Here is a 16,141-nt window from a genome sequence, read left to right as displayed (position 1 = left end):
CAGCCGCCCCTTACCAGGCGGGATTCACCAGGGGCGGAGGTCGCTCACGGCCGCTCCCGGGCGCGGCGGCGGCCGGTCGGCAGCGGTACCGGCTCCGCACCGGCGACCACGGTGTTGGAGACGGTGCCGATGCCCTCGACGGTGAGGGTGACGGTGTCGCCGGGCTTCAGCGGCGGCGGATCCTGTCCGCCGCGCACGCCCCACAGCTCGGCGAGGCAGCCGCCGTTGCCGCAGGTGCCCGAGCCGAGGACGTCACCGGGGCGCACCCGCGTGCCGCGGGAGGCGTAGGCGACCATCTCCTCGAACGTCCAGCTCATGTTGGACAGCAGGTCCTCGCCGACCACCTCGCCGTTGACCTCGGCGGTCAGCGCCAGCCGCAGGAAGCCCTCCCGGTCCCGGAACCCCTCCAGCTCGTCGGCGGTGACGAGGTACGGGCCGAGGGTGGTGGCGGTGTCCTTGCCCTTGCAGGGACCGAGACCCACTTTCATCTCCGCCGACTGGAGGTTGCGGGCGGACCAGTCGTTGAGGATCGTGTAGCCGAGGATGTGGTCGCGGGCCTGTCCGGGGGTGAGGTCGCGGCCCTCGCGTCCGATGACCGCGGCCACCTCGAGTTCGAAGTCGAGGACCCGGCAGCCCGGGGGAACGGGCACGTCGTCGTACGGACCGATGACCGCGCAGGGGTTGGTGAAGTACGAGGCCGGGGCGTCGTACCAGGCGGCCGGCACACCGCAGGCCCCGTCCACGGATCGCCGTACGCCTTCGACGTGCTCCTCGAAGGCGACGAAGTCACGGATGCTCGGCGGCTCCAGGGGCGACAGCAGACGCACGTCGGCGAGGGGTACGGCGGGGCCCGTCGGGCGGACTCCGACGGCATCGAGGGGTGAGGTGCCGTCCGGCAGGGGGTGTACGAGGGTGTCCTCGACGACACCGCACCGACGCCGTCCCGCGTGGACGTAGGTGGCTATGCGCATGGCCGCCTCACCCCGGCGGGGCGACGAACACGCCGCGGTCGGCGTCGTTGAACGACTCCTTGGCGACCAGTTCGTTCATCGGGTTGGCCGTGCCCCACTGGTCGGTGACCTCGGGCCGGGAGAAGTCGTACACGTGCGGGTGCCAGGTGTCCTCGGCCAGCGGCTCCAGCTCCGTCGTGTACTCGACGGTGTTGCCGTGCGGGTCGAGGAAGTACGTGAAGGTGTTGTCACCCGCCATGTGCCGGCCCGGGCCCACACCTTCCGGAAGCCGGCCCGCATCACACGTCCGGAGCCCCGCATGTACTCGTCGATGCCGCGCATCTCGAAGGAGACGTGGTGCAGGGAGGTGTGCGGGCCCTTCGCGATGGCCATGGAGTGGTGCTGGTTGCTGATCCGCATGAAGTGCATGACGTCACCGACGTACGGCGAGCTGAGCGTGTCGGAGTGCCGGAAGCCGAGGTGGCGCTCGTACCACTGCCGGGTCCTGTCGAGGTCCGGCGAGTTGCGGACGACGTGCGACAGCTTGACCGGGATCGACTCCTTCTCCTCGATCCTGCGGTGCTGCCGGACCTCGACGTCGGCGGACACCTCGATGGTGCGTCCGTCGACGTCGAAGAAGCGGAAGCCGTAACCGTCGCCGGGGGTGTCCACCTTGCCCGGCCGGGAGATCAACCGCACTCCATCAGCGAGCAGTTGCTCCGCCAGGACGTCCACATCGGCCGCGCTCGCCGCGCCGTAGGAGACCAGGTCGAGGCGCTTCTCCTCGGCCTTGCGCAGCCGGATCACGTACCGCTCGGGGGAGCCTTTGGCGGCCAGGAAGGAGATCCCGGAGTCCTCCTCGGCCTTGGTCAGGCCCCAGACACCGGCGTAGAAGTCGAGCTGCTTGTCGTAGTCGGGAACCGCCAGGTCGACGTGCCGCAGATGGGTCAGCAGGCGCATGGTGTCACTTCTCGAAGAGAAGGGCGGCGGCGTTGCCGCCCCGGACGGCGTGGAAGTCGGCGTCGGGCAGGCCGGCGGCGCGCAGGGCGCCCACTGAGCGCATCGGGCTGAGCCGGCCCGCCATCATCTGGCTGCGGCAGAAGGCCGCGGAAGTCGGCGCCGCCGTGCAGGCGGGGTGACGGAACGGGCCGCCGCCCGGTCGCTGGGGGCTGCCGCCCCCCAGACCCCCGCATCGGCCCTGAACGGGCCTCGTCCTCAAACGCCGGACGGGCTGGATGATGCGGGCCGGGGCTGAGACCCCAGGGCGACTCCAGGACCGCCGCCCACCCTCCGCGTCATCCGGATCCCCTATCCGGCGCATCCACCCGGTGGATGCGCCGGAGACGCGAGCCGCGAGGAGCGGGTTACGGCGTCACCTGAGTCCCGCCGAAGGTCACGACGAGGTGGCCGTCGGCGGCGTAGGACCAGCCCAGCGCGCCGCTGTACGAGGAGCAGCGGGAGCCGTTCGAGCCGGTCCAGAACTGGTTCGAGCTGTCCGCGTCGCCGATGGTCTTGTCGTTCGAGCCGCTCACGGCGAACCGGCACGAGGTGTCGTTCCGGAACACCGAAGTGCCGGTGTCGAACGAGAAGTTGCGCTGGGCGTTGTCGATGCCGACGTTGTTCGAGACGGTCATCGTGCCGGGGTTGCTGTTGTAGGTGAACCCGTGATGGCCGTTGTGGTAGGCGATGTTGTGCTGGACGACGTGGTTGACCGCGATGTCGTCGCCGCCGAGCTTGTAGCCGTTGCGGTCGCCGTTGGCGTTCACGGTGCCGTCGGAGAGGGTGCCGTTGTTGTAGGAGAGGGAGTACTCGATGGTCACCGGGCCGATGGCGCCCGTGTCGGTCTTGGTGTAGAGGTCCCAGCCGTCGTCGATGTTGTTGTGGGAGACGTCGTAACGGAAGACGTTCCCGGTACCGGTGGTGAGCTTGGCCGCGAAGCCGTCGGCGTCCTCGCCGTCGGAGTCGGCGTTGTCGTGCGACTCGGCGCTCACGATCAGGTTGTTGGACGGCCACTGGCTGCTCGGGGTGCTGGAGGAGATCCGGCCGAGTTGCAGCCCCGTGTCGCGGTTGTACGCCGTCACCGTGCGCTCGATGACGTTGTTGCTGCCGCCGACGTAGATCCCGTTGTCACCGGCGTGCTCGACGGTGAGGCCGTAGACATGCCAGTAGTCGGCATTCAGCTGGATGCCCCGGTTGGACGAACTCTCGCTCTGCGCCGAGAAGTTCAGCACCGGTGTCTCACCCGGATAGGCGGACAGGGTGGTGCGGGCACTGGAGGTGCCGTTGCTGCCGGCCGGGATGGTGACCGTCGACGAGTAGGTGTACGTCCCGCCCCGCATGTAGATCGTGCCGCCGGCGGCGATGCGGCTGATCGCCGAGGTGAGCGTGGTCGGCGCGGACTGCGTGCCGGCCGCGCCGTCGGTGCCGTTCGGCGCGACGTACAGCGCGCCGCTCGTCGGCGGGGTCGTGCTGCCGCTGGTCTCCACGTCGAGGTAGTCGATGTTGGGCAGGCCGCCCGATGCCGTGGGGTTCAGGCGGATGGTGTTGCTGCCCGCCTTCAGCGACACGGTCAGGGTCTTGGTGGCCCAGGTCGACCAGGCGCCCGTGGCCTCGAAGGACGGGCTCTGCACGGTCGAGCCGTTGACGATGAGGTCGGCCGGGCGTGCGCTGGTGGTTCCGTTGGCGAAGCGGATGTTCACTGTCGCCGTGCCGGCGGTGGCGGCGTTCACGGTGAACTGCGCGTAGGCGCCGCTCGCGTTGGTGCCGTTGCAGAATCCGCCGCCGGAGTAGCCGGTCCAGTCGGAGTCGATGGTGCCGGTGCAGACCGAAGGGGAGCTCTCGGCCTCGTAACGTGTGGTCGCGGCCTGCGCGGTGGTGCCGGACAGCGCGACGACTGTGCCGGCCAGCAGGCCGATGGACGCGATGACTGGTCTGAGGTGCATCGTTCGTCTCCAGGTCGTGTGCGGCAACATGGGTCTGTTCGAGTGCGTGAACGCGCGCTGTGCCGGAGTTTCCCGCCGCCGGCACAGAAAGCGCTTTCCCCAGAAGCTAGGCTTGCGCCATGTATGCGTCAATAGACGTGCACATGATCAGAGTTCACCATCATGAACTCGATCATCGATCATCACGAACCCGGGGGGTGCCGCCCAGGGGTTCACCACCTTCCTCGTGCCGGCGCGGACAACTCCTCGTCGGTCAGCAGGCGCTGCTCGTCGGCCATCACCTTCCTCGCGCGGGCCAGTACGTCGGCCACCTCGGCGGGTGAGAGATCGACGCCCGCCTCGGCGAGCTTGTCGGCCAGTGTGTGGGGGCCGCTGTGTGAAGTGAACGGCGCGGTAAGGGCGTTGCCCACCAGGGTCGGCTCCAGGCAGTTGTGCAGGATGGTTCCAGGTGGTGTGATGACTCGTCAGTTCCTCGCCGATACGGGCCAGTTCCGTCAGGTGCTCGGTCCTGATGCCCGTACGTACGCCGTGGAGCGCCTCGAAGGCCAGGGCGGTCGCCGCCAGGTCCGCGTTGCCGGGGCCGCCGCAGTAGCCGTTGACCGACAGCTCGACCGCCGTCGCGCCCGCGCGGACCGCGGCGACCGCACAGCCCACGGCCAGGCCGAAGGTGTTGTGCGGGGGCAGCCCCACCGCCACGCCCGGAGCGACGGTGCGGGTCAGCCGCACCAGATGCGCGTACGCCTCGGGGCTCATCGCGCCCGGCCCGTCGAAGAGGGTGAACTCGGTGGCACCGGCCTCGGCGAGCACGGTCACCGACTGCGCGTGGGACTCTTCGGTGGCGTACGACACCATCAGCAACGGCACGACGACGTCGAGGCCCCGGCCGCGCGCGTACTCCACGAGCCGAGCGGCGCGGGCCAGTACGGCGGCCCGGTCGCGCGGGGTGTCCTCGGTGCGCCACTCCTCGCCGCGCCATGCGCGGTCGTGGACCGGCGCCTGATAGATCAGCGATGCCTCGCCGAAGCCCTGCACCCACACCTGGACGGCGTCGTACCCCGCCGCCGCGGCCCGGTCGATGTCCCCGGCGGAACGCATCAGCGGGCACACCACCCGGCAGTCGGGATTCTCGTCCTTGACCAGGTCCACCTCGGCCCTGATCGACGGGTCGTCCCGGCCGCCGAGTCCCGCCGTGACCACCTCCGGGACACCGCTGCCCACCAGCCGGCGCAGGAACGCCTCCTTCGCCTCGGTGGACGCGACGACCCCCGGCAGCGTCTCCACGGAACGCAGGGTCGCGTCCCGCAGCCGCACCGACGAGGGCGGTGAACCGGTCACGTCCGTACGGCGGTTGAGCGGACTGACCGACCAGCGGCCCGGCTCGTACGCGCCGGGCGCGCGGCGCGCCGCGAGCTCCACGCGGAAGCGGGCGATCTCCTCCGGGGTGAATACGGGCGGCTTCTCCATCGGCGGCCTCCTGAGTTCTTCTTCGACCCGGACATCAACGCCGAGGTGCAGAAGCTGTCCCCGTACGCCGCCAACAGGACTGCTGACCCTCACGGCGCCCGGCTCCAGCGTCTCGGACGGCTACGAGGCAACCCTCACCATCGGCGTCAGCAGCGGCTGACCCACCCTCCCGCCGACCGGCTCACCCGGGTTTCCGGGCACCCGGGTGAGCCGGCCCGCGTCTTCCGGCACCGCCGGCCGACCGCCCGTTAGGCTCGCGCCGTGATCCGCCGCGAACGCGTCATCAGAACACTGACGTTCTGGCTGCGCCCCGCGTTCGCACTGCGGGTGGTCTACCGGTTCCAGCGGATCGTGGGATTCGACCGTTCGATGGCCCTGGCCTCCAGTGCCCTGACCGCCCTGATTCCGCTCGGCATCCTGGCCGGAGCCGTCTTCGGCGACGTCCTCAGCAACGACATCTCGGACGAGATCATCAGCCGGTGCGGCCTCACCGGTGAGGGAGCCGAAGCGGTCAAGGACCTCTTCTCCTCCCCGAGCGGGGAATCCAGCAGCATCGGTGCCGTCGGGTCCGTGTTCCTGGTGATCTCCGCCCTCAGCTTCGCGCGCGCGGCACAGCGACTGTTCGAACAGGCCTGGGACCTCAAGCCGCTCAGCGTGCGCAACACGCGCAACGGCCTCGAATGGCTGCTGTCCGTCATCGTCTACGCGGTGGCCGTCGGGTGGGTCTACGCGGTCCTGCCCCCAGGACGGCTGGGCCTGGCGGCCGCGACCTGCGAGGTGCCGCTGACCGCCCTCTTCCTCGTCTGGAGCGGCTGGATCCTCTCGGCGAAGCGGATCGGCGGGCGGGACCTGCTGCCCTTCGGTGTCCTGGCGGCGGTGCTGATCGCCGTCTATTCGGTGGGGGCGGCCGTCTACCTGCCGCGGCTGTTCAACACCTACGCCGCACGCTACGGAACCGTCGGCGCCGTCTTCGCGATGATCTCGGCGCTCTTCGGCGTCATGCTCGTCGTCGTGGCGTCCGCCGCGGTGGGACGGGAGGTACGCGACGAGCTCGCCCGTATCCAGCAGGGGCTCGAACCGTCGGAGAACGAGGTCCGCCGTCAGTGGGACAACGTGGTCGAGCAGGCGCGGTCGAGCTGGCGCAGCGCGCGCGAGCAACTCCCCCACCCGCGCAACAAGCACCAGTGACCAGGCGTCCCTCCGGCGGTCGCGGTGCCTTTACCGCAGTGCCTTGCGCAGACGCGGAGCCGAGGCCCGCTGCCAGACCACCGGCAACTGCTGCTCCCGGGCGCGGCCGGCGGCCCGTTCCTGACCGTGCAACAGGCCCCAGGTGAACCCGGTCTCACCCGCCGCGTTCGCCGCGACGGCCAGCCGGCGGAGCATGTCCCGGGCCACGACACCGTCGTGGTGGTCGCCGCACACCTTCTGCACGGCCTTGACACGCTTGCCGAGACGCCGGGCCGGCTTGCCCAGGGCGGGGCGGGCCGTCTCGGCGGCGTAACGCAGCCGCTTGGCCGCCTTGCGGGCCTCATGGACGGCGGTGTCGCGTTCCGGCCCCGGAGGCGTCTCCAACGCGCGGTCCATCCGCCGCCGCAGCCGCTCGAACTCCTTCGTGAGCGCCTTGGCCATCACTTTCTTCGGCATACGGGTGGCCTTGGCGCGCAGCGGTGGGCGAGTGGTCAGCTCGCTGAGCCGGTCCAGCAGGGCCAGGTAGCGGGGCGAGTCCAGTGCGGCGAGGGTGCGCCGACGGGTCGCGTCCCGCTGTGCCACGTCCCACGCCCGCAGACGTGCGGCTACGGGGCCGAGGACCAGCTCGTCGGGCAGCTCGCGCACGCCCGTGCTCAGGCGGTCGGCCAGCACCTCGTGGTCGCGCTCCGCACCCATCTCACCGGCCAGCCACTTGAGCTCACCGCGGAGGGGGTCGACCACCTCGCGGTCCAGGACCGGGCGGTGGGACCGCAGCGCGCCGCGCAGGCGGCGGCAGGCGACACGCATCCGGTGCACCGAGTCGGGCGCGCCGCGACGCACGGCCGGGTCGAGGTCCACCAGCGTCCGCGCCTGGGTGCGCAGGTACGTGTACACCTGCTCGCCGGCCGAACCGGGCACGACCTCCGTGTGCGGTTCCGGGGCGGCCTCCTTCGCCGGTGTCGTCTCGGCCAGTGCGCGGGCGAGCTTGGACGGGGACGGCGCGCGGTCCACGCCGTTCTCGTGCAGCACCTTCTCCACGTCGTCCAGGAGCGCCGGGTCGCCGCCCTCGGCCAGCTCCACCTCCATCTCCGTCCACACGGCGTGCCCGTCCTCATCGAGGAGCGAGTCGGCCCGGACCGTGTCCAGGCACAGCTCGGCGAGTACGCCGCCCCCGGTGCCGGCGAGCTCACGCACGGAGCGCGTGGTGCGGATGCGTACCACCGGCCGGAGCGGCGCACCGCGGGTCCGGGCCAGCACCAGCTCGCGCAGTTCCTCCGGCACCTCGTCGGCCGGCGGACTGTGGATCTCTTCGCGGCTGTCGCCGGCCAGCGGCAGCTTGAGGTGCCAGCCGGCGTCCGTGCCTCCCGTCCTGAGTCGCAGCGTCGCCGAGCTGCGCGCCAGCCGCAGATCGGCGGTGTCGTAGTAGACGGCGTCCAGGTCCTGCACCCCGCGGTCGACGAGCGACGCGACGGTCTCCACACCGGCCAGGTCGGACAGCCACGACATGTCGTCCGCCGCCGGTGCCGCGTACTTGCGTTCGATCTCTCGTGTCGACTGGCCCATGCAGTCCACCTTGACGCGATCGACCACATCAAACCCGTACGAAGCTCGTACCGTGAACTCTTCAGGAGCCCGCGTGTGCGGGGGCCGGCCGGCCGCCGGGGTGGCGGCGCCGCCAGATCCAGAAGACCGCCACGGAGACGGCTGCCCAGCCCGCCAGGACCAGGAACGGGAAGGCGTGCTGGTGACCGGCGAAGTACACGGCGGTGTGCTGGGCGTTCACCGAGGCCCCGGGCGGCAGCCAGCGGCCGACGGTGCCGAGCGGGGAGGGCAGCAGCGGCCAGGAGACGGCACCGCCCGAGGAGGGATTGCCCAGCAGGACCATCAGCCCCCAGGTGGGCAGCATGGCCCAGCGCCCCATCATGGTGTTGAACATGGTGAAGACCATGCCGGTGGTGAACATCGTCAGCGCCAGGATCAGCCAGGACTCGGTGAACGGCAGGTCCACCGACCCCAGCAGCCAGTCCACCACCGCGGCGATGGCGAAGCCGCCGAGCAGGGCGTACACGGCGGTGACGGCGATGCGCTCCAGCGGATCGAGTGCCCGCGCGTGCACGCTCAGCTGGATGGCGCCGACGAAGCCGATGATCACGGCCGCCAGCGAGATGTAGAAGATGGCCAGGCCGCGGGGGTCGCCCCGCTGCAACGGCTTGAGGTCGCGGACCACGACGGGTACGCCGGTGGCCGTGCCGACCTTCACCGCCGCCTCCGCCAGCACCTGGGCGACCGTCGCCCCGGACGCGCCGGAGACGTCCACGGTGACCGGGGAACCGGAGGAGGGAACATCGAGCACGGCGAACACCTGCTGCTCGTCCACCGCCTCCTTCGCGGCGTTCCGGGTGGCGTAGGGGTGCAGTCGCAGGGAGGTGTCCAGCGCCTGCTCCATCCCGGTGATGAAACGCCGGCCCCGCTCTCCGTCGTAGGCGCCGACCACCGCGGAGGGAATGGTGTGCGGGGTCGGGTTGGCCATGGCGTACGTGTAGGAGCCGGCGAAGAGTCCGGCCGCCGCGGCGATGATCAGCACCAGCACCGTCGCGGGCAGGAAGGGACTCTCCCGGAAAGCGGCCCAGCGCTCCGCGGGGGTGGGCGGGCGGCCGTGAACACCACGCGGCAGATCGGGCATAGTGCCCACGCTAGATGATGTGCCGGGCGGTGGTCGCGGCGCCGCGTCAGGTGCCGTGCGGCTGCCCGCGATCCTCGTCTCCTCGGAGGCCTCCCGCTCGCGGTGCTCGACCCCTCCGGCCGGTCAGGCGCCGGTCGGTTCGGGCTGGGTGTCGCCGGCGGGAGCCTTGGTCTCCGGGGCGGCCTCCGTGGCGGTGTAGTAGACGGACGTGCCCTGCTTGCTGCGCTGGGCCTGGTTCCTGGCGACGAGGTTCTCGAGGGTGGAACGTACGACCGTCACCTTGATGTCCCGTCCGGGGTGGGCGTCGCCGAGGGTGGTGGCGACCTCCGCCGCGGAACGGGGTTCCTTCTGCCCGGCGAGCTGGGCGCGGACGAGCTCGATCAGCTTGGGCTGCGAGGACTTGGCGTCCGGGGGAGTGGTCGCCGACTTCTTGGCGGCCGGTGGAGTGGTGGCCGACTTCTTCGCGGCCGGGGGTGTGGTGGCGGACTTCTTGGCGGCAGCGGGTGCGCCGGCCGGCTTCTTGACGGCCGGCTTCGCGGACTTGCGCCGCGCCCGGCCGGCGGTGGCTTCCTTGCCGCGCGTCCGCTTGGCCGCGCTCTTCGCGGCCGGCTCCGCCGTAGGGGCCTCGGTCTTTGCCGCTGTGCCGGACGTGGCCGCCGGCTGAACGGGCGCCGCGGATGTGCCGAGGGCCTGCCGCATGTTCACGAGGACCGTGTGGTCGTGCTGAAGAACGGCCAACTGCTCCTGGAGCGCGGTGATTTCCTCACTGACGCGCTCCTGCTCCTTCACGTTCTGCTCGAGATCCGAGGCTACTTGGGTGATGTACTGCGATGTCAGTTCGGTGGCGGGAGTGGTGTTCTCGGGCATGTGGCGGCACTCTCCTCAGGTCATGACCGGTGACTGCGTCCCTTCGGACGACGCACTAAGTCTCTTTGGGCGACAGATGATACGGGCGAGTACACCCATTTGGCTGTGAGTCGTGCCCGGCAATCGGTAAACGGGGCCGCGCACACGCTGCATATCCGCGGCAGGGCCGGGTAGCCGCCGCTCATACGAACACACGTCGGAGACTCCGACGGGGGAAGGGGCATGATGACGGTCGCGACGGTCAGGAACACCGGTCAGCAGGTAACGGTCGCACTGCCGGAGATCGCCGAGCCGACCGCTGTGGAACCGAAGGACGCACGTGAACTCTCCCGGCTCTTCTTCGACCGGCTGACGGTCCTCGAGGAGGGCACGCGCGAGTACCAGTACGCGCGCAACACACTCATCGAGATGAACATGTCCCTCGTCCGCTTCGCGGCCGGCCGCTTCCGCAGCCGTGGTCCGGAGGAGATGGAGGACATCGTCCAGGTGGGGATGATCGGTCTGATCAAGGCGATCGACCGGTTCGAGCTGTCCCGTGAGGTGGAGTTCACCTCCTTCGCGGTGCCTTACATCGTCGGTGAGATCAAGCGGTTCTTCCGCGACACCTCCTGGGCCGTGCATGTGCCCCGCCGCCTCCAGGAGGCCCGCGTCCAACTGGCGCGCGCCACCGAGGAACTGCGCAGCCGCATGGGCCGGACACCCACCGCCACGGAACTGGCGGAGCTGATGAGCCTGAGCGAGGACGAGGTCATCGAGGCCCGGCTGGCCTCCAACGGCTACAACGCCTCCTCCCTCGACGCCGCGATCAACAACAGCGAGGACGGCGAGAGCGTACTGGCCGACTTCATCGGCTCCGAGGACGCGGCGCTCGGGCTGGTGGAGGACTTCCACGCCCTGGCACCGCTCGTCGCCGCCCTCGGCGAACGCGATCGGCGGATCCTGCACTGGCGCTTCGTCGAGGAACTGACCCAGGCAGAGATCGGTGCCCGTCTCGGCTGCTCCCAGATGCACGTCTCCCGCCTGCTCTCCCGCACCTTGGCAAGGCTGCGCGAGGGGCTTCTGACGACCGGCTAGTCCCGCTCGGTCCGCCGGGTCACGGGCCGGCCTCCGGGGTGTGTACCCGGAGGCCGGCCCGTTCGGCGTGGGCGCATTGCGTGCGGGATTGAAGAAGTGCGGTCAACAACGTTGACGCGGTGTCCAAGTGGTCGCACATTACCTATCAGTAGGTACGTGCGGTAACCTCGCGCGCTCCTCGGCATTTTCGCTGCTCGAGTCGCTGAACTCCCGCTCTGAGTACGCCTGCGGGCACTGCCATGCCCGCGGGCGCCGCGTCCACTTTCCGAGAAGAGAGCATACGCCGATGCATGCCCTTCGTCATGTCATGACCGCGTCAGTCGCGGCCGTGGGTGCCGTCGCCCTCAGCCTCACGGCTCCCGCCGCACACGCCACCACGCCCCTGCGATACGCCGCCCTGGGCGACAGCTACAGCGCCGCTTCCGGAGTACTGCCCATCGACCTCACCAACCTGCTGTGCCTGCGCTCCACGGCGAACTACCCCCACGTCATCGCCGCCCGGACCGGCGCCGGCCTCACCGACGTCAGCTGCGGTGCCGCGCAGACCAAGGACTTCACCGGGGCCCAGTACCCGGGAGTACCGCCGCAGATCGACGCCCTCGGGCCGGACACCGACCTGGTGACGCTCACGGTCGGCGGCAACGACAACGGCACCTTCATCAACGCCGTGCTGGCCTGCGGCACGGCGGGCGTCCTCAGCGGCGGAAAGGGCAGCCCCTGCAAGGACCAGAACGGCAGCTCGTTCGACGACCAGATCGACGAGAAGACCTACCCCGCGCTGAAGACCGCCCTGGGCAGCGTCCGTTCAGCGGCGCCCGACGCCGAGGTGGCGGTGCTGGGTTACCCGTGGATCGTGCCCGCCACCGCCGACCCGTCCTGCTACGCGAAGCTGCCGATCGCCTCGGGCGACGTGCCCTATCTGCGCGGCATGGAGGCGCACCTCAACGCCGTCGTCGAGCGGGCCGCCGAGGAGACCGGTGCCACCTTCGTGGACCTCTCCCAGGCGTCCGAGGGGCACGACGCCTGCGCGGCCGTCGGGACCCGCTGGATCGAACCGCTCCTCTTCGGCACCAACATCGTCCCCGTCCACCCCAACGCCCTCGGTGAGTCACACATGGCTCAGCAGACCCTCACCACCCTGGGACTCGGCTGACTCCACGCCGGTGAAGGATCTCCGACCGGTGCCCGCAGAAGCGGTGAAGAAACCAGGTGAATCGGCTGTGTGTTCCCCCGTTCGCCGGGCACCAGGAGCGACGGAGGTTGATAACTATGGTTCCCCTGCTTCTCGTTCTGCTGCTGGCTCTGGTCCTCTTCGGCGCGGGTTTCGCGCTCAAGGCGCTGTGGTGGATCGCCGTGATCGTGCTGGTCGTCTGGCTGCTGGGCTTCGTGGTCCGCACCGCGGACACCGGCGGCCGCAGGGGCCGCTGGTATCGCTGGTGACCCTCCGGGCTCAGCGCACGGGAAAGCCGAAGGAATAGCCCTGCTGCTTCAGCCAGGGCAGGATCTCGCGCAGGGCGGCGACCGTCTGGGAACGGTCGCCGCCCGCGTCGTGGAAGAGGAGCGTCGGGCCGTTGGAGACCTCGCTCTTGACGGTGGTGACGATGGCCTCCGTACCGGGACGTTCGAAGTCCTTGGAGTCGACGTTCCAGCCCAGCGGACGCATGCCGTGCGAGGCGGCGAGCTTGCGGCTGTAGGGGGTGAACGCGCCGCCCGGGGCCCGGTAGTACAGCGGCCGGACACCCCCGGAGGCCTTGATGATCATCTTCTCGGCGTCCAGGATCTGCTGTGACTGGTACGCCTCGGACTTGCGGTCCATGGTGGTGTCGTGGGAGACCGTGTGGTCACACAGCCGGTGCCCGGCCGCCACCACCGCCTTGACCATGTCGGGGTGCGCCTGGGCCTGCGTGCCCACCATGCAGAACGTGGCCTTCACGCCGTTGTCCTTCAGCACCTTCAGCACCTGGGGCGTCCAGGTCGGGTCGGGGCCGTCGTCGATCGTGATGTTCACCCCCCGGTCGCCGTGGTCGGAGGCGTGGGCGATCTCCACCGACACCGGCTTCCCCTCGCCGCCCTGCGACCCGGCGTCCGCCGCACCGTGGTGCGAGGCACCCGAGCGTGCGTCCTGCGCCCCGGTCGAACCGGCCTGCGCGGTCCACGCGGAGGTGGCGGCGGCCAGCGCCGTCACACCGAGCGCCGCCGCGAGCACCCGAGCGTGCCATCCCCGTCCGCCATGCCGTGCCATGTGCGCCCCGCCCTCACCGTCTCTGTCGACTCGTGCATTGATCAGGACGGAAGAAGAGCACCAAGGGATCCGCCTGTTACGAACCACGGACAATTCCGCGGACGTCCGGTCACGAGAACTCCTGGGGGCGCCCGGGAGTTCCCAGGAACTTGCGGCATGAGCACGGTAGTTGGTGTGGGAAACTGTCGTGATCCGTTCGCGGGCGAGGGGGCCGTGGTGGCGGTCCGCCGAGAGGAGCGCAAGGTGACGCAGGACGGCTTCCACACACAGGAGATCGACACCAGCAGGCCGCATCCTGCGCGGATCTACGACTACTTGCTGGGTGGCAAGGACAACTACGACGTGGACCGCCAGGCGGGCGACGCACTCGCCGACGCGGCGCCCGAGGTGCGCATCGGCGTGCAGGCCAACCGTGCCTTCCTGGGGCGCGCCGTCCGGTACGTGGTCGGCAGCGGCGTCCGTCAGATCCTCGACATCGGCACCGGGCTGCCCACCTCGCCGAACGTGCACGAGATCGCCCAGGAAGCGGCGCCGGACGTGCGCGTGGCGTACATCGACAACGATCCGATCGTGAGCGCGCACGGCAACGCGCTGCTCAACCGCGCCGGCACCACCAGCATCGTGCTCGGCGACCTGCGTGACCCGCGGGCCGTCGTGGACCACCCCGACGTCCGCCAGGTCATCGACTTCGACGAGCCCGTCGCCCTGCTCCTGGTCGCCGTGCTGCACTTCCTCACCGACGCCGAGGAGCCCGAGCGGATCGTCGCCACCCTGCGCGACGCGCTGCCGGCCGGCAGCTTCCTGGTGCTGTCGCACGCCACGAGCGACTTCGCCGACCGCAGCGGAGCCCAGGCCGTCTACAACAACGCCACCGCCACCCTCAACCTGCGGTCCCGCGCCGAGGTCGAGCGTTTCTTCGACGGCTTCGAACTGCTCGAACCCGGCCTGGCCCAGGTTCCGTTCTGGCGCCCGGACACCCCGCCACCGCCCCGTTCCGGCGAGATCGGCTTCTACGGGGGCGTGGCCCGCAAGGCCGGCTGAACGCACGGGGCGGCGACGGGTGCGGTGGTGTTCAGGCCGCCGCGGGCTCCTCCTCCTCGGTGATGCCGGCCTTGGCCTCCTCGTCGCCGCCCGTGCCGCGCAGGGCGACCAGGCTGAGGAGGCAGCAGGCGAGGGCGGCGATGCCGCAGACGACGTAGCCGATGGTGTAACCGTTGCCGAGGGCTTCCAGGGCGAGGGGGCCGGCGCCCGAGGGAGGCGAGGCCGGGGGCACCGAGTTGACGGCGAGCGGTCCGCCTTCGGCCGCTACCTGACCGGCCGCCGCCTTGACCTGGGCCCCGAGGTGGGAGGCGGCCAGCTTCTGGTTGAACTCGTCGGCCGCGTGACTGAGGGCGATCGCCCCGATGACGGCGGGGCCGAGAGTGAAACCGAAGTCGCGCAGCAGGCTCGTGGACGCGCTGGCCATGCCCGCGTAGTGGACCTCCACCGTGTTGACGGCGGTCGCGGTGATGGAGGAGACGGTGAGCGCGAAACCGATGCCGACCAGGCCGATGGGGAGGATCAGGGAGGTCAGGGCACGGTCGTCGACGGACAGGGTGGCGGCGGTGAAGTCTCCCGCGGCCATCAGCGCCAGCCCGGAGCCGAGCACCCAGCGTGCGCTCACCCGCTCCAGCAGTCGCGAGATCAGCGGCAGCAGCAGCAGTGTCCAGCAGTTGAGCAGAATGAAGGCGAAGGAGCCGCGCAGCGGGCTCTGGTGCTGGATCGGGCCGAGCCGGATGCTGGTGGCGTAGGCGGTGCCCAGGTAGCTGAACATGCCGACCACGGCCACGAACGACGCCACCGCGAACGCCCGGTTGGTGAACAGGTCCAGGCGCAGCAGCGGGGAGGCGGCGCGCCGTTCGGCGACGAGGAACAGCCCGATGAAGACGGCGGCCACGACGTACGCGATCACCACCGGTGTCGCGGACCAGCCGTCCGTCGGGCCCTGGATCACCGCGTACAGCAGGGCGAACATGCCGACGCCGATGGTGATCTGCCCGGCGAGGTCGAGTGAACGCCCTTCGGGTGCACTGGAGTTCTGTGCCAGCAACTGGCTGAGCACGGTGCTGGCCAGCGCCAGTGCGGTGACGACGACGAAGGCCCAGCGCCAGGAGCCGTAGTTGCCGGTGATGCCGCCGAGCACGGGAGCGACGAATCCGCCGCTGGACAGGGCGGCGGCCCACATGGTGATCGCCCGGGCGCGGTCGCGGGCCGTGTGCGTTCCCGCGGCGATCACGGCGAGCGAGGTCGGGAACAGGGCCGCGGCGCCCAGACCGGCGATGATCTGGCCGACCCAGAGCATGTGGATGCCGTTGCTCGCGGCGGCGACGGCCTCACCCACGACGAGCAGGGCACCACCGCCGACGAGCAGCCGCTTGCGTCCGAAGAGGTCGCCGAGGACGCCGAAGGTCAGCTCCAGGACGGTGACGGGCAGCAGGAACGCGTCCGAGATCCACGTCAGTTGTGAGCCTATGGGGTGCAGGTCCTCCTGGAAGAGGCCGTTGAGGGTGGCCGGCATCGCGAGGGCGATCTGGGCCAGGCAGACGGCGAAACAGCCGGCGACGAGGGTGCCGACGGGCAGCCCTTTGGACGGTCCGCGGACGGAGGCATCGGAGTGCGTGGTCGTTGCTGTCGACACGTGGGCTCCCCTGTGAGCGGCGGGTGTGCCGGTGAATGTAGGGCAGTTTTTCGA

The 16,141-nt window shown here is 70.3% G+C and carries 13 protein-coding genes and 1 pseudogene; 5 read left to right on the top strand and 9 right to left on the bottom strand.

The window, feature by feature from the left end; genetic code table 11:
• Positions 1 to 44: 44 nt before the first annotated feature.
• The 4 genes and pseudogenes from ABZ915_RS02445 to ABZ915_RS02430 form a co-directional block, all read right to left on the bottom strand.
• Positions 45 to 971, bottom strand: a complete 927-nt coding sequence (locus ABZ915_RS02445; protein WP_361794451.1) for a fumarylacetoacetate hydrolase family protein — start codon at positions 969 to 971, stop codon at positions 45 to 47.
• Between the two features lie 7 nt (positions 972 to 978).
• A pseudogene (locus ABZ915_RS02440) lies at positions 979 to 1,910 on the bottom strand (VOC family protein).
• Positions 1,911 to 2,314: 404 nt separating this feature from the next.
• The gene (locus ABZ915_RS02435; RefSeq protein ID WP_361794449.1) at positions 2,315 to 3,892 is read right to left on the bottom strand and encodes a CBM35 domain-containing protein; all 1,578 of its coding nucleotides are present in this window, start codon (positions 3,890 to 3,892) and stop codon (positions 2,315 to 2,317) included.
• Positions 3,893 to 4,039: 147 nt separating this feature from the next.
• Complete coding sequence (locus tag ABZ915_RS02430; RefSeq protein ID WP_361794446.1) at positions 4,040 to 5,356, bottom strand: hypothetical protein; 1,317 nt, start codon at positions 5,354 to 5,356, stop codon at positions 4,040 to 4,042.
• Between the two features lie 261 nt (positions 5,357 to 5,617).
• On the opposite strand from ABZ915_RS02430, the gene ABZ915_RS02425 reads away from it, so the two are divergent.
• Complete coding sequence (locus ABZ915_RS02425; protein WP_361794443.1) at positions 5,618 to 6,544, top strand: YhjD/YihY/BrkB family envelope integrity protein; 927 nt, start codon at positions 5,618 to 5,620, stop codon at positions 6,542 to 6,544.
• 30 nt (positions 6,545 to 6,574) lie between these two features.
• Here ABZ915_RS02425 and ABZ915_RS02420 read toward each other — a convergent pair whose 3' ends face one another.
• The 3 genes from ABZ915_RS02420 to ABZ915_RS02410 form a co-directional block, all read right to left on the bottom strand.
• Positions 6,575 to 8,107: a CYTH and CHAD domain-containing protein gene (locus tag ABZ915_RS02420; protein ID WP_361794440.1), complete on the bottom strand. Its 1,533-nt coding sequence runs from the start codon at positions 8,105 to 8,107 to the stop codon at positions 6,575 to 6,577.
• Between the two features lie 61 nt (positions 8,108 to 8,168).
• Positions 8,169 to 9,227 carry an ABC transporter permease gene (locus ABZ915_RS02415; protein WP_361794437.1) on the bottom strand — a complete coding sequence of 353 codons (1,059 nt, stop codon included), beginning with the start codon at positions 9,225 to 9,227 and terminating at the stop codon, positions 8,169 to 8,171.
• Positions 9,228 to 9,350: 123 nt separating this feature from the next.
• A complete protein-coding gene (locus tag ABZ915_RS02410; RefSeq protein ID WP_361794434.1) occupies positions 9,351 to 10,094 on the bottom strand; it encodes a hypothetical protein in 744 nt (247 codons plus the stop codon).
• Between the two features lie 222 nt (positions 10,095 to 10,316).
• Here ABZ915_RS02410 and ABZ915_RS02405 point away from each other — a divergent pair, with 222 nt between their 5' ends.
• The 3 genes from ABZ915_RS02405 (at position 10,317) to ABZ915_RS02395 (ending at position 12,608) form a co-directional block, all read left to right on the top strand.
• Positions 10,317 to 11,168, top strand: a complete 852-nt coding sequence (locus tag ABZ915_RS02405) for an RNA polymerase sigma factor SigF (RefSeq protein ID WP_361794431.1) — start codon at positions 10,317 to 10,319, stop codon at positions 11,166 to 11,168.
• A gap of 307 nt (positions 11,169 to 11,475) precedes the next feature.
• The gene (locus tag ABZ915_RS02400; RefSeq protein WP_361794428.1) at positions 11,476 to 12,321 is read left to right on the top strand and encodes an SGNH/GDSL hydrolase family protein; all 846 of its coding nucleotides are present in this window, start codon (positions 11,476 to 11,478) and stop codon (positions 12,319 to 12,321) included.
• Positions 12,322 to 12,437: 116 nt separating this feature from the next.
• A complete protein-coding gene (locus ABZ915_RS02395; protein ID WP_361794425.1) occupies positions 12,438 to 12,608 on the top strand; it encodes a hydrophobic protein in 171 nt (56 codons plus the stop codon).
• Between the two features lie 10 nt (positions 12,609 to 12,618).
• Here the strand turns inward: ABZ915_RS02395 and ABZ915_RS02390 are convergent, their stop codons facing one another.
• Positions 12,619 to 13,410 (bottom strand): polysaccharide deacetylase family protein, encoded by a 792-nt coding sequence (locus ABZ915_RS02390; protein ID WP_361794422.1) that lies wholly within the window; start codon positions 13,408 to 13,410, stop codon positions 12,619 to 12,621.
• Positions 13,411 to 13,653: 243 nt separating this feature from the next.
• Between ABZ915_RS02390 and ABZ915_RS02385 the strand changes: the two genes are divergently transcribed.
• Positions 13,654 to 14,451: an SAM-dependent methyltransferase gene (locus tag ABZ915_RS02385; protein WP_361795765.1), complete on the top strand. Its 798-nt coding sequence runs from the start codon at positions 13,654 to 13,656 to the stop codon at positions 14,449 to 14,451.
• Positions 14,452 to 14,482: 31 nt separating this feature from the next.
• Here the strand turns inward: ABZ915_RS02385 and ABZ915_RS02380 are convergent, their stop codons facing one another.
• Positions 14,483 to 16,087, bottom strand: a complete 1,605-nt coding sequence (locus tag ABZ915_RS02380) for an MFS transporter (protein ID WP_361794419.1) — start codon at positions 16,085 to 16,087, stop codon at positions 14,483 to 14,485.
• Positions 16,088 to 16,141: the final 54 nt, after the last annotated feature.

This window comes from Streptomyces sp. NPDC046915 (assembly GCF_040644935.1).
Classification (GTDB): domain Bacteria; phylum Actinomycetota; class Actinomycetes; order Streptomycetales; family Streptomycetaceae; genus Streptomyces.
The sequence above is the reverse complement of the archived record's forward strand: the minus strand, read 5'-3'. Positions and strand labels throughout refer to the sequence as shown.

Coding starts and splice junctions, on each gene's coding strand:
- ABZ915_RS02390 (WP_361794422.1), bottom strand. CDS start 13,410: ATGGCACGGCATGGCGGACGGGGATGGCACGCTCGGGTGCTCGCGGCG.
- ABZ915_RS02395 (WP_361794425.1), top strand. CDS start 12,438: ATGGTTCCCCTGCTTCTCGTTCTGCTGCTGGCTCTGGTCCTCTTCGGC.
- ABZ915_RS02405 (WP_361794431.1), top strand. CDS start 10,317: ATGATGACGGTCGCGACGGTCAGGAACACCGGTCAGCAGGTAACGGTC.
- ABZ915_RS02420 (WP_361794440.1), bottom strand. CDS start 8,107: ATGGGCCAGTCGACACGAGAGATCGAACGCAAGTACGCGGCACCGGCG.
- ABZ915_RS02415 (WP_361794437.1), bottom strand. CDS start 9,227: ATGCCCGATCTGCCGCGTGGTGTTCACGGCCGCCCGCCCACCCCCGCG.
- ABZ915_RS02400 (WP_361794428.1), top strand. CDS start 11,476: ATGACCGCGTCAGTCGCGGCCGTGGGTGCCGTCGCCCTCAGCCTCACG.
- ABZ915_RS02435 (WP_361794449.1), bottom strand. CDS start 3,892: ATGCACCTCAGACCAGTCATCGCGTCCATCGGCCTGCTGGCCGGCACA.
- ABZ915_RS02430 (WP_361794446.1), bottom strand. CDS start 5,356: ATGGAGAAGCCGCCCGTATTCACCCCGGAGGAGATCGCCCGCTTCCGC.
- ABZ915_RS02445 (WP_361794451.1), bottom strand. CDS start 971: ATGCGCATAGCCACCTACGTCCACGCGGGACGGCGTCGGTGCGGTGTC.
- ABZ915_RS02410 (WP_361794434.1), bottom strand. CDS start 10,094: ATGCCCGAGAACACCACTCCCGCCACCGAACTGACATCGCAGTACATC.